This is a genomic window from Marivita sp. (assembly GCF_022763305.1).
Classification (GTDB): Bacteria; Pseudomonadota; Alphaproteobacteria; order Rhodobacterales; family Rhodobacteraceae; genus Marivita.
Window position 1 is genome coordinate 29,327 of sequence record NZ_JALEGT010000001.1, and the last position, 12,796, is coordinate 42,122.

The 12,796-nt window shown below is 58.9% G+C and carries 13 protein-coding genes; 7 read left to right on the forward strand and 6 right to left on the reverse strand.

The features are described from left to right. Positions 1-270: 270 nt before the first annotated feature. Genes MRY75_RS00140 through MRY75_RS00160 form a run of 5 tightly spaced genes read right to left on the reverse strand, consistent with a single transcriptional unit; the run spans position 271 to position 5,160 of the window. A complete protein-coding gene (locus tag MRY75_RS00140) occupies positions 271-852 on the reverse strand; it encodes a VOC family protein (RefSeq protein WP_292305131.1) in 582 nt (193 codons plus the stop codon). 35 nt (positions 853-887) lie between these two features. Further along, complete coding sequence (locus tag MRY75_RS00145; protein WP_292305118.1) at positions 888-1,913, reverse strand: uroporphyrinogen decarboxylase family protein; 1,026 nt, start codon at positions 1,911-1,913, stop codon at positions 888-890. Positions 1,914-1,964: 51 nt separating this feature from the next. After that, entirely contained in the window at positions 1,965-3,461 is a 1,497-nt protein-coding gene (locus MRY75_RS00150) for an amidohydrolase family protein (RefSeq protein WP_292305119.1), read from the reverse strand. Between the two features lie 26 nt (positions 3,462-3,487). Further along, positions 3,488-4,291 (reverse strand): IclR family transcriptional regulator C-terminal domain-containing protein, encoded by an 804-nt coding sequence (locus MRY75_RS00155; RefSeq protein ID WP_292305120.1) that lies wholly within the window; start codon positions 4,289-4,291, stop codon positions 3,488-3,490. Between the two features lie 5 nt (positions 4,292-4,296). After that, a complete protein-coding gene (locus MRY75_RS00160) occupies positions 4,297-5,160 on the reverse strand; it encodes a dioxygenase (RefSeq protein WP_292305121.1) in 864 nt (287 codons plus the stop codon). A 125-nt stretch (positions 5,161-5,285) separates the two neighbouring features. Here MRY75_RS00160 and MRY75_RS00165 point away from each other — a divergent pair, with 125 nt between their 5' ends. The 7 genes from MRY75_RS00165 to MRY75_RS00195 are packed head-to-tail and all read left to right on the forward strand — an operon-like array spanning position 5,286 to position 11,635. Beyond that, complete coding sequence (locus MRY75_RS00165) at positions 5,286-6,098, forward strand: citryl-CoA lyase (RefSeq protein ID WP_292305122.1); 813 nt, start codon at positions 5,286-5,288, stop codon at positions 6,096-6,098. Between the two features lie 4 nt (positions 6,099-6,102). After that, positions 6,103-7,248, forward strand: coding sequence for a CoA transferase (locus MRY75_RS00170; RefSeq protein ID WP_292305123.1), 1,146 nt, complete (start codon positions 6,103-6,105; stop codon positions 7,246-7,248). 50 nt (positions 7,249-7,298) lie between these two features. Continuing rightward, positions 7,299-8,348 (forward strand): C4-dicarboxylate TRAP transporter substrate-binding protein, encoded by a 1,050-nt coding sequence (locus MRY75_RS00175; RefSeq protein WP_292305124.1) that lies wholly within the window; start codon positions 7,299-7,301, stop codon positions 8,346-8,348. Between the two features lie 9 nt (positions 8,349-8,357). Beyond that, the gene (locus tag MRY75_RS00180) at positions 8,358-8,915 is read left to right on the forward strand and encodes a TRAP transporter small permease subunit (protein WP_292305125.1); all 558 of its coding nucleotides are present in this window, start codon (positions 8,358-8,360) and stop codon (positions 8,913-8,915) included. Next, positions 8,912-10,222, forward strand: coding sequence for a TRAP transporter large permease subunit (locus MRY75_RS00185; RefSeq protein WP_292305126.1), 1,311 nt, complete (start codon positions 8,912-8,914; stop codon positions 10,220-10,222). Before MRY75_RS00180 ends, MRY75_RS00185 begins: the two co-directional genes overlap by 4 nt. 9 nt (positions 10,223-10,231) lie before the next feature. After that, positions 10,232-10,759, forward strand: coding sequence for an NAD(P)H-dependent oxidoreductase (locus tag MRY75_RS00190; RefSeq protein ID WP_292305127.1), 528 nt, complete (start codon positions 10,232-10,234; stop codon positions 10,757-10,759). A gap of 30 nt (positions 10,760-10,789) precedes the next feature. Then, entirely contained in the window at positions 10,790-11,635 is an 846-nt protein-coding gene (locus MRY75_RS00195) for a fumarylacetoacetate hydrolase family protein (protein ID WP_292305128.1), read from the forward strand. 216 nt (positions 11,636-11,851) lie between these two features. On the opposite strand, the gene MRY75_RS00200 is transcribed toward MRY75_RS00195, so the two are convergent. Then, entirely contained in the window at positions 11,852-12,535 is a 684-nt protein-coding gene (locus MRY75_RS00200; protein ID WP_292305129.1) for an FCD domain-containing protein, read from the reverse strand. Positions 12,536-12,796: the final 261 nt, after the last annotated feature.

Genomic DNA, 12,796 nt, shown 5'->3' on the forward strand with positions numbered 1-12,796 from the left:
GCTAAGAGATGTCTGAGTGCGTTGCGCCAAGACTGTCAATTAACCGATGCTCACCCCAAGTTTTTGGTTGAAGATGCTAGTCCAGCCGGTCAATCAGGCGCTCGATTCAATCCTCGGAATGGCAGTGCAAATTCCAGCTCTCAAGACCATCGGAGACGAGCTTGGCCTGTCGATGGGGGATGCCGTGAAGAAGGTAAAGCGGGACGACGACGCCAAAAGCTGACCGAGGCGCCGGAACCCGGATCGGTTTCCTGAATGACAGGCCGACTGTCAGTAGGGGTTTCGCGCGCCCCGATCTTCTGAAAGAGATTGCTGGTCGCGCCGCACCAGCAGTTCGATGGCGTCCGCAAGATGTTCCTTGTCGATGTTGTGGTCGCCGCGCGCGACGCGGATGCGATGGGCTTCGATCATCACATCTGCATGACGGCAGCCTTCAGGCGGTTCAAACCTGTAAGACGCCAATTCGATCCGCAGGCCCAAAGGATCGCGGAAATAGATCGAGTCCATGAACCCACGGTCGACCGGTCCCGAATGGGGGACGCCCCGTGCGTCAAGGCGGGCTGGAACCTGCCAGAACGTCGCCTGGCTCACGTTCAGAGCCAGGTGATGCAGCGAACCGGTATCCTCTGGCACCGGAGTGGGGTCAGGCTGGCGATCTTCGGACGTGAAAATCGTGATCAGGCGGCCATCTCCGGGATCGAAGTAAAGATGGCCCTGAGACGGATCGTCCAGATTGGGCTGATCAAAAATGAACGGCATGCCCAGCGTTCCTTCCCAGAAATCGATCGATGTCTGACGGTCAGCTCCAATAATCGTAATGTGGTGTACGCCTTGGGTCTGGATCTTGCGCAAGGACGTGTCAACCATGGGATTTCCTTTCCGATATCTTAGCCAGCGTATTCGGCACGGACGAGCGCGGCGCCGTCTGCCATGGCCTTCATCTTGCCGAAGGCCACATCGCGAGGCAGGTACTTCAGGCCGCAATCCGGGGCGACCACGACCTTTTCAGCGTCGACATGCGGCAGGGCGCGACGAATACGCTGTGCAATGACTTCAGGTGTTTCCACGTTCATATCCGACAGGTCGAGCACACCGACCATGATCGTCTTGCCACGCAGCTCTTCCAGAACGGACGTATCAAGATTGGCCTGAGCCGTTTCGATGCTGATCTGATCGCAGAGGCAGTCCTTCATCTGTGGAAGGAAGGAATAGCCTTCAGGTCGTTTCTTTGTCATCGCGGCGTACCCGAAACAGATATGCACGGCCGTGGTGCCTGCCGCACCTTCCAGCGCCTTGTTGATGGCCTCGATGCCATAGTCGGAAGCGATGTCAGGCTTGGCCTGCAGCCAGGGTTCATCAAGCTGAACAATATCTGCTCCGGCAGCAAAGAGATCCGCGATTTCCTCTTTGACCGCCTGCGCATAATCCATCGCAGCGTCAGCGGTCGAACCGTAATGATCGTTCTGCGCCTGAAGGCTCATTGTGAACGGGCCGGGCAGGGTGATCTTGATCTTGCGATCGGTATGGGCGCGCAGGAATTTCAGGTCTTCGACCTCGACCGGTCGCGCGCGGCGAATAGGTCCGCTGATCCGCGGCACCGGAACCGGACTGCCAGAGCGCGTCATCACGGTGCCATAGTTGTCAAGGTCGAGACCCTCAAGCGCCGTGGCAAAGCGGTTGGAATAGCTTTCGCGACGAATCTCGCCATCGGTGATGATGTCGAGACCTGCCTTTTCCTGTTCACGGATGGCCACGAGCGTTGCGTCATCCTGTGCCTGAGACAGAAAAGGCTCCGGGATGCGCCACAGTTCGGCGGCTCGGGTGCGTGGGGGGAACTGGCCTTTAAGCTTGTCGCGGTCGATCAGCCAGTCGGGTTGGCAATAGCTGCCGACGAGGGTCGTTGGGAAAAGCATGGTCTGCCTCCTGATAACCGGGCGTTGGAGTACGCCCGGTCGGGTTGCCATTCAGGCGAAAAGATCCTGCTGCACGCCGGCCTTTTCAAAAATGTAGTCGCGGCTTTGCTCCAGTTCGGAGCGCAGTTTATCAAGGTCATGGCCCAGAAGCTGTCCCTGCCACTTGCGGATCTTGCCTGCGACCATGACGGTGTCGACATTGGTGCGGTCCATCAGCGTCACAACCGCGCCGGGCGCATTGTTGAGCGGTGCAACATTGAGTGCCTCTGCGTCGAGCAGGATGATGTCGGCCTCCTTGCCGGGCGTCAACGAGCCTGTTTTGCCGTCCAGCCGCAGACCTTTCGCGCCCTCGATTGTGGCGTGACGAATGGCATCCGAACAACGCATCAGGCTTGGGTGGTCGCCGCCGCCCAGAGCCAGTTCGTTGGCGTGCATGCGCTGCAACGTGATCATGCCCCGCATCTGGGTGAAGAAATCCGCCGACATGGTGCATTCGACGTCTGACGACAGTGATACGGACATACCAAGGTCAAGCGCCTTTTGAATCGGCGGCTGACCGTGGCGCATGTGCATTTCGATAGGTACAGAGAGCGAGACATGCGCACCGGCATCGGCTGCCGCTTTCCATGCATCATCGGTCATGCCTGTCATGTGGATGAAGATGTTGTCCGGACCGAACACGCCTTTCTTTGCCAGCGCGTCAAAGGTCGGGGTCATGCCGAATGTGGTCACCACATGCAGCGCAATCTGCAGATCAAGCTCGCGGCCGATCTGCCACATTTCTTCGTAGCCTTCGATGTAGATCTCGCCACCCATGACCATGCTCAGAAGCTGGTCATCCGAACTGAAATACTGCTCGCGGATGCGCCGTGCGCCACCGGGATGTTCCTTGCCGTCCCACCAGCCTTCGAAATAGCCGAATACGCCCCGGCGCCCGGCATCGCGCAGACCTTCGATGGCAGCGTCTGAATGCTGAGCGGAGTGATGGATCTGACTGACATCCATGACCGTGGTCACTCCGGCGTCAAGCTGGGCCAGACCGCCGTAGAGTTCGTTGATATAGACATCTTCCGGGCGATAGTGCTGCGAAAACCCGAGCAGCATTGCCTCGTAGTAGTTGCGGGCGTTTTCGGGCTTGCCGTCATTGACCACGATGGCATCCGACAGAGACGACCGAAGCCCGGTTTCGAACTGGTGGTGGTGCGTGTCTATAAAGCCCGGCATCACGATTTTGCCCGATGCGTCGATGACGTGTGCATCCGCGGCGTCGATATGGGCTGCGACCTCAACGATCTTGGACCCTTCGATCAGCACGTCACCTTTGGCAAAATTCCCGACCGCGTCATCGACCGACATCACAACGCCACCCTTGATCAGGATGCGCGTGCCTTTTTCACCCGAAAGTTCGGGAAGCGGGGCGGCGGTGATGTTGGTGCGCGCGGCCTGCGCTGCCGCCGCGCCGGAGCTTGTCTCGGTCGGTGGCGAAAAGAGCGGTGGCCTGGCGGGGCACAGCGCGCGGGGCGTGGTTGGACTGCAAAGTCTGCACATGGTTGGGTCTCCTCCCTGAAAGTTCTTTATCCCGCCAGCGCGGCGCGCAGCATCGGGTAGCGGGTCAGTTGGTGGCCGATATGAGCGGCTGCCTCGCGCAGCGCGGGCAACCTTTCGGCAACAAGTTGATCCGGGGTGACGAGCCCGGTGTAGCCGGACGTGTTCAAGGCTGCGACGGTCTGACCGTCCGCATCGCGCACGGGGACAGCCAGAGCGGTGATGCCATAGTCGAGTTGATCGACGGTGGTGGCATAGCCCTCGCGCCGGGCGACCATGATTTCCGCGCGCAGGGCTTTTGTGTTGGTGCAGGTCTTGGAGGTGAGTTTGACCATCTCGACCTGCGCCAGATAGCGATCCAGCGCATCGTCGGTCTGCCCGGCAAGAAGCACGCGCCCCATCGACGTGGCATAGGCCGGATAGCGCGCACCTGCCACAGCGGCCGCTCGGCGCGCGCGCTGTACGGACACATGCGCAACGTAGATCACGTCCTCTCCATCAAGCGCACCGACCGAGGAGGCATCGCCAAACTGGTCTACGATTGCTCGCAGGTCTTCGCGCAGGATTTCGTCAATCTGCGCTGTCACGTAGAACGCCGATCCCAGGGCCATCAGCTTTGGCCGCAGGTGAAAGCGCTTGTCCCGGCGCCCGACATATCCCAGCGATTCGAGCGTCATCAAAGAGCGTCGCGCTGCGGCCGGCGACAGCGAGACGCGGCGTGCCACCTCGGACAACGTCATTTCAGGATTGGAGGCATCGAAGGATTCGAGAATCGCGATGCCTTTGGCCAATGCCTCTACGAACTCTGCCGGTTTGTCGTCAGCGACGCTCACTTGTTTCAGCCTTCCGGAGCCAGAACGAAGTCGAATTCGCAGACGGCATCAGGTGTCTTGGTGAGCGTGTAACCCAGATCATCGATATTCTTTGCGGGCTTCATTTTGGCGATGAGCGACTTGCGCACTCCGAACACCGCGTCGTTGTCGAGATATTCCATGTTCTCGAAGAACACTTCGGTGGTGATCGAACTCATGCCCGGAGACCGCACCATGTAGTGCAGGTGGGCGGGGCGCCACGCATGGCGATTGCCGGCGCGCAGAAGTCGCCCAACCGGGCCATCATAGGGGACGGTATAGGGCTTGGGCAGGACCGTGGTGTAGTAGTAGCGCCCGTTTTCATCAGCCTCGAAAACGCCGCGCAGGTCCATCTTGTCCTGCCCCTGTTCCTGCTCCTGGATGGGATAAGTGCCTGCGGCATCGGCCTGCCACGTGTCGACGATGGCACCGGGCAGAGGGTTGTGGAGCGAGTCGGTGACCTTGCCATGAACGAGCACGCACACCCCGTCGCGACCATCGGACAGGTCCGCGCCAAGCGCCTTGCGCGGTGCATTGTCGAGGTAGAAGGGGCCAAGGTTCGAGCCTTCGGTTGCTCCGCCGCGCGTGTTGATCATATCGACCAGCGCAGACCAGCCGATCACATCCGAAAGCAAAATGAATTCATGACGTTCCGGCGTGGAAATCTGCCCGCAATCATAGAGAAACATGAGGACTTCCATCCATTCCTCATGCGTGACCTGGTTTTCGCGGGTGTAGTCATGCACGTGCTCGATGAAACTGTGCAAGAGCTGCTCGAAGCGGCTGCCTTCTTCGGTCTTGAAAGTTTTTTTCACAGCTTCGGTGATCGTGAACTCGTTGATATCGCGCATGATTTCTCCTCCCCGTGTGGCTGACGCAGCGCGCCAGCGACATAATTGCTTGACCCGAACCTAGGGCCGCTCATATTTTTCGACAAGAGAAAAAATTTTCGCAATGCGAAAAGGAGCATATACACATGCGCATCGGCAAGCAGAACCAAGCCTTCACCGCAATTGCCACATCGGACTCGGAAACGATTACCGTGCGTGGTCTGGATCTGTGTGACGACCTGATCGGTAAGATCAATTTCACCGATTATTTCTGGCTTCTGGTGCTTGGTGACAAGCCGACCGAAGCGCAGCGCGACATGATGGATGCTTGTCTGGTTGCGATTGCCGAACATGGATTGGTGCCCTCGGTGCAAGCCGCGCGGATGACATTGGCAGCGGGACCGGACGCGTGGCAGGGGGCCATGTCGGCGGGGCTGTTGGGTATGGGCAGCGTGGTTGCCGGGTCATCCGAAGCCGCCGGACGGTATCTTGCCGAGGTCATCGCCAAGGCTGAGGCTGATGGAACCGACATTGAGACGGCCGCGATTGCCAGCCTTCAGGACCATAAGATCAACAAGCGCAAGGTCGCGGGCCTTGGTCATCCGCAGCACTCGGGAGGGGATCCCCGCGCGGATCGTCTGCTCGCCATAGCTGATGAGTTGGGGGTTTCCGGTAGGTATATCGAAACGCTGCGCATCCTCGGCAAACATGCCCCAGGCATCATCGAACGACCCTTGCCGATCAACGTATCGGGCGCGATTCCGGCTTGCATCCTTGATGCGGGTTGGCCGTTGGAAGCCATCAAGGCGGTGCCGCTATTGGCCCGCGCGGCTGGTCTGTCGGCGCATCTCTTCGAAGAGGCTCAGCGTTCCATCGGGTTCATCATGTCCCACAAGGCCGATGAGGCCATTGCCTATGACGGCAAGACTTCGTCCCGCAACACAAAAGCAGCGGAGTAATCAAATGGTCAAACCGCTCAAGAACATCCGCGTCATCGAATTGGGCACCTACATCACCGGGCCTGCTGCCGGCATGCATCTGGCCGATCTGGGCGCTGACGTGATCAAGGTTGAACGTCCGGGCACGGGTGACCCGTTCCGCGCGTTCAAGGGTGGTCTCTACAGCCCGCACTACCAGACCTACAATCGCAACAAACGGTCCATCGCTTTGGATACGAAAGACCCGGACGATCTGGCTGTCTTGCATGATCTGGTCGCAACAGCCGATGTGTTCATCCAGAACTTCCGGCCCGGTGTGGCGGAAAAGCTGGGTGCGGGTGAGGACGATTTGCGCAAGATCAGGCCTGACCTCATTTATTGTGCCATTTCAGGTTTCGGAACATCCGGTCCATCGCGGGACCGCCCAGCTTATGATACCGTCGCGCAGGCGGCTTCGGGCTATCTGCGGCTGCTGACACCGCCAAGCAACCCACGCGTGATCGGTCCGGCGATCGCCGATGCGGTGACTGGACAATACGCAGCGATGGCCTGTCTGGCTGCGCTGTTGGAACGGTCGCAGACCGGAAAAGGCCGGCGCATCGACATTTCGATGCTGGAGGCGATGTGCCATTTCAACCTCGACAGTTTCACGCATTATTACTCGGTGAACGAGGTCATGGGGCCATTGTCGCGCCCGGTGGTGTCGCAATCCTACACGTTCGAATGCCGTGACGGAAAATGGATCGCGATCCATCTATCGTCGCCCACGAAGTTCTGGGAAGGATTGCTGGCGGCGACCGGTCAGGAACAGTTGAAGGAAGACCCGCGGTTTGCCGAGCGGCTTGAACGGATCAAGTATCAGGACGATCTGATTGCGCATTTCACTCCGGTTTTCAGAACCAAGACCCGCGATGCCTGGTCCGATCTTTTGCTCGAACATGAAGTCCCGCACTCGCCCGCGTATGACAGCGACGAAGCGTTGGAGGATCCGCAGGCCCGCCATTTGGGTATCAAGGTCGAGGCACCATCATCGGAGCTGGGCACCTTCACCACCGTGCGCCCACCGTACAATTTCGACGGCGCACCAGAGACAGATGTTTCAGCGCCGCCGGTTCTTGACGAACATGGTGACGAAATTCGCGACGAGCTTGCTCGGAGGAAGGCAAGCTAGTCGTTCAACAGCAAGGCGGAGCAAAGGCCGCATCCAAGGGGAGGAAGACCATGACTTATCTGCGCGGTGCCGTTCTAGGCGCCCTGTTGGCGGTGCCGGTTTCGGCCCAAGAGACGATCAACCTGACCGTTGCGTCCAGTCACCCGACCGTTGTGCCTTGGGTCGGCATGATCAAAAGCCATTTCATGGCCAAGACGGACGAAATCCTCGCGGAAAGCGGCAACTACAAGATTGAATGGAACGAGGCTTTTGGCGGCCAGCTTTACAAGGCCAATGCCACACTCACCTCGGTCGAGGAAGGGATCACCGACATCGGTTGGGTCTTTTCGTTTCTTGAACAGGCCAAGCTGCCACTGAGCCAGGCCTCGTCCAACGCACCTTTTGCGACTTCGAACCCGGCGATCCAATTGCAGGTCCATCAGGAGCTTCTTGAGACCAACGAGGCCTTCCTGAATGAATGGGAACAGCACAACCTCAAAGTGCTCGGGTTGACGGGCACGGACCTCTACGATCTCTATCTGAAGGAGCCGCTGACTGGCATCGACGATATTGACGGGATGAAGATCTCGGCACCAGGGGTGCTGGGCACCTGGCTGCGCGGCACCGGTGCAAACGCTGTCGATGGCGCGCTGACCACCTATTATACCGACATCCAGACAGGCGTGTCCGACGGCGTTCTGACACTTGCGCTGGGTGCGCTGCCGATCAAGGTTTACGAGGTTGCCCCCTACATCAATCGCTTTGACGCAGGTGGTGCGTTTTCCGGTGCCGTGGCGATCAATCGCGACAGCTGGGATGGTCTGCCTGAAAAAGTGCAGAATGCCATGATCGAAGCCGGCCGCTACTACACCGAAGAGCACGGCAAAGACCTTGTTGAGCGGCACGAAGCTGCCCTGAACAAGATGGTCGAGCTGGGTGCTACCATTGTCGACATGCCGGATGGTGAGTTGGTGAAGTGGGTCAACAAGATGCCTGATGTCGCAAATGACTGGGCTGCTCCGCTGGAAGAACGCGGCATTCCTGCAAAGGAATTCCTTGCTGCTTACATGGACGGTCTGCGCGCGCGGGGTGAAACACCCGCCCGCGATTGGGACAAGTAAGGCGCGGCTGTGGAGACGCTCACGAACAATGGCACCTCCCCCGGTGGGGAGGTGCAGGAGACGGGTTTCGAACGTGCCTGGAGCCGACTGGTCGAAGGTTTCGCGGCTCTTGGCACGCTTCTGATCGGCGTTTTGATGTTGATCATCTGCGCCGATATCGTTGCGCGGAACATGGCGGGCGCCTCGCTTCCACTGGTCTCGGAGGGTGGCGCCTTGCTTGTTGTGACGCTTGTCGCTCTGCAATTGGGGGCCACTGTGCGCGCAGGTCGTCTGGCCCGTACCGAGGTGTTCATCGTCCCCTTCGCAGAACGCAACCCCAAAGCCGGAGCGGTCCTGAACGGGATGTACGACCTTGTGGGCGCGGTTGTTCTGGGTCTTATTGCGTGGTCGTCCTTGCGGGTCGTGGGAAAGGATTTTGACGCCGCCGAATTTATCGGCGTGCCGGGTATCGCAACACTTCCGACTTGGCCGTTTCGGGTGTTGGTGCTTGCTGGCTTTGCGGTTGCCGCAATCGAATTCGCGTTCCGTGTCATGCGCGCCGTCCGGGCCGTAAGGGCTTCCTCATGACTCCGTTCGACATCGGGCTGATCGCAATCCTGCTTCTGGTTGTGCTGATCCTGATCGGCATGCCTATTGGCATCGGTATGCTGGCCGTGTCTTTCGGCGGTGTTGCTTTTATCCGCAGCGATACGGTTGCCGTGCGGATGATGACGCAAGTCGCCAATGACAGCCTCGAGGAATACCTCTTTGCGGTCGTTCCGCTGTTTGTTCTCATGGGACTGCTTGTCACTGTCTCGGGCGTTGGCAAAGACACATTCGACGTATTTCAAAGACTGCTGCGCCGGGTGACAGCAGGGCTGGGTGTGGCAACCGTTTTTGCCAATGCGGTCTTTGCTGCGATCACCGGAATTTCGATCGCATCTGCCACCGTCTTCAGCCGGATTGCGGTGCCCGAGATGCGCCGTCATGGCTACACCAATCGGTTTTCCACGGGAGTTGTCGCCGGGTCATCTGTGCTGGGCATGATGATCCCGCCCTCGCTGCTGATGATCGTCTATGCCGTGCTGGCAGAACAATCCGTGGGGCGGATGTTTCTTGCAGGTGTCGGGCCGGGATTGTTGCTGGCTGTGGCCTTTACCCTGACGATCCTGCTGCTCGCGTGGACACGGCGCGACTTTGTTTTCGAGTCGAGCGACCACGCCAGTTATGACGACATTACCACCCTGCAGATTTTCGCCAAATCCATCCCTATCCTGTCGCTGATGATCCTTGTGCTTGGGGGACTTTACGGCGGGTTCCTCAACCCGACCGAGGCGGGCGCAGCCGGAGCCTTTGGTGCGTTGGTCATCGCCCTTTTGCGCAGGTCGCTGGACCGCAAGACCTTGTGGAGTCTCTTGGTCGAAACCGGGCAGATCACCGTATCCGTACTCTTTCTGATCCTTGCAGCAACATTCTTCAGCCGGATGCTGGCGCTGTCAGGGGTGCCACGCGAACTTTCCGAATGGGTTCTGACCGGGAACATCGGTCCTTACGGATTTCTGCTGGCCTATGTCGTGCTGATCGTGGCGCTAGGCTGTCTTATCGACTCCATCTCGATCATGCTGATCGTTCTCCCGATTTCCCTGCCGATTGCGCAAGCCGCCGGGCTCGATCTGATCTGGTTCGGCGTGATCACAGTGATCTCGGTCGAGATCGGTCTGCTGACGCCACCCTTCGGTCTGTCGGTCTATACGATCAAGGCTGCGATGGACGATCCTGACCTCAAGGTGGGCGAGATATTCCGCGGCGCGGTTCCTTTTATCTTGGCGATGTTGGCTTCGCTTGTCGTCATCATCGCCTTTCCCTCAATCGCCACCTGGCTGGCCCGTTTGTGAAAGCACCTCATGCCCAAAATCCTGATCATCCCCGGAAGTCTGCGTGCAGCGTCGTCAGCGCGTGCGACGGCACGTGCCATCGAGGCGCGATTCGTCGACAAAGCCGATTTTGACGTCGCTGACATCGGCGCGTTGCCGCATTACAATGCGGACGTCCTCAATGATCCGGCCGTGGCGCGTTTCGTGGAGCAGGTTGGCGCGGCAGACGGGGTGCTGTTCGTAACACCGGAATACAACTATTCTATCCCCGGCGTTTTGAAGAACGCCATCGACTGGGCCTCGCGTCCGGCCTATGCGTCCGTCTTCAAGGACAAGCCATGCTTTATCGTGACTGTCTCTGGTGGTGTCACTGGCGGCGTCCGGGCGCAGGCTCATCTCAAATACGTGTTGAACGGCATGCTTGCGCGGACGCATCCCTGCAAAGAGGTGTTGGTTACTCAGGCCAATGACAAGCTGACAGAAGGCGTGTTGACGGACGAAGCTGTGCTGGGCTTCATCGACACGGAATTTACCCCCTTTATCGAAAGCCTCGCCTGAGGCGCTTACAGAAAGACAAGGCACTGACGTATGCAACTGGTCACTTTTTCCCGCAACGATGGGACAATCTCCTACGGAACCCTCAACGGCGACAAAATCCGTGATGCCGGGCGCGTACTGCCTGAGTTTCCGGACCTGAAATCGGTTCTAGCCGCTGGTGCCGTGTCAAAACTCGAAGGTCTGGGGGACGAAATTGCGCTGTCGGACGTGATGCTGCTTCCGCCTGTGCATAATCCGGACAAGATCATCTGCGTCGGCTTGAACTACCTTCCGCACATCATAGAATCCGGCCGTCCGCACCCGGAGTACCCTTCGCTTTTCACCCGCTACCCAGAGAGCCTTGTCGGCCACGGCACCCCAATCGAACGCCCGCGGGCCAGCCGGGAATTCGATTATGAAGGCGAACTGGCTTTTGTGATCGGAAAAGCCGGGCGCCATATCGCATCAGAGGACGCATGGGATCACATCGCCGGTTACACCTGCGTGAACGAAGGCTCGATCCGTGACTACCAGAACCACACCACGCAGTTCTGGCCGGGCAAGAGTTTTGAGCGATCCGGCTCGATGGGACCAGCGTTGGTGACCCCCGATGAGGTGGGCGACATCCGTGCACAAACTCTGACGACGCGGGTCAACGGTCATGTCGAACAGCATGCGCCGATTTCGGACCTGGCCATCGGCATTCCCGACATCATTGCCTATGCCTCAACCGTCCTCACTCTGAAGCCGGGTGACGTGATCGTGACAGGGACGCCGGGCGGTGTTGGCCGCTACCGCAAACCGCAATTGTTCCTTGAGCCCGGCATGTCTGTCGAGGTCGAAATCACCGGCGTCGGGACGCTTGTCAACGCTGTGATTGACGAGCCTGCAACCTGACGGCATCTCGTGACCGCCGTGGCTCTGCCCGGCTCCGGGTTTCTGTCTCATGTCCACTCCTTGGTGGTCACGATGTGCCAGAAACCCTCCCTTATCAAATCACCCTCGACTGACCCGTTTAAGCTGAGGTTGGACAGCTGGAATTTTCGCGGTGTGAGATTGGTGTGGAAACACCGGAGACTGCGATGGGTGCCGCCATTCGGACAGTTCAGGTCTTCAGTGATCAGTCAGCGACATGTCGATGCGAACGGTGTTCAGATGCTCGGTCATGGACGACGCTGCCGCTGCCGTGTCATGCCGGATGATCGCATCGACGATCGTCTGGTGCTGGTCGCTGTGCAGCGTCTGAAACGCGTTTGTTCCGATGCGGCGGTAGGTTCTGTCCCATTCGCGCTGCCAGGCGACGCGGCGCCGGACGTTGGAGAGATAATTCAGGAAGCCGGACAGGATCGGATTGCCTGAGATTTGTGCGAGCGCCCGGTGGAAAGCATCGTCCGCTTGTTCGCAGGCTGCGCGATCCCGGGCCTTCCGACCTGCCTCGACCTTCTCAAGCAACAAGGCCACGTCCTCGGGGCTTGCGAGGCGCGCAGCCTCAGCCGCGACCATCGGTTCGAGAAGTATACGCGCTTGCATGACATCCGGCGATGTCGCCCCTTCGATCAGAAGTGTGTCGCGAACCGGAAGATGGCGGGGGCGTGATCCGCGAAACGTTCCCTGACCGACATGGCGCCAGATCTCACCGTCTTTTTCGAACAGCGTGAGGCAACTCCTCAGGGTTTGACGGGAACATCCCAGCTGCCTCGCCAGATCGCGTTCGGCCGGCAGCCGTTCTCCCGGTGACAGGTCATTCAAAACCGTTCGTATCGCAAGCTGGATGTCTGTCACCGACTTTCTTGGCATCGCGATTTCCTTTCACGGACCAATTTGCAGACCAATCACGATTGGCGCAAGGGCGCGCATCAACCAATGAACCGGATGCACGCCATGATGATCGACTTCCTTTTGCTTTGTCTCGCCGGTTTCTCGGCAGGCTTCCTGAATGCCGTGGCTGGCGGCGGGACTTTCCTAACCCGGATAATTCACGAGAAGGCGGCGGAGGTAGCGTAACCGTCTGAAATGCTGTATGTTTTGGGTGCTACCGCCAAATATGCAGCTTTTGAG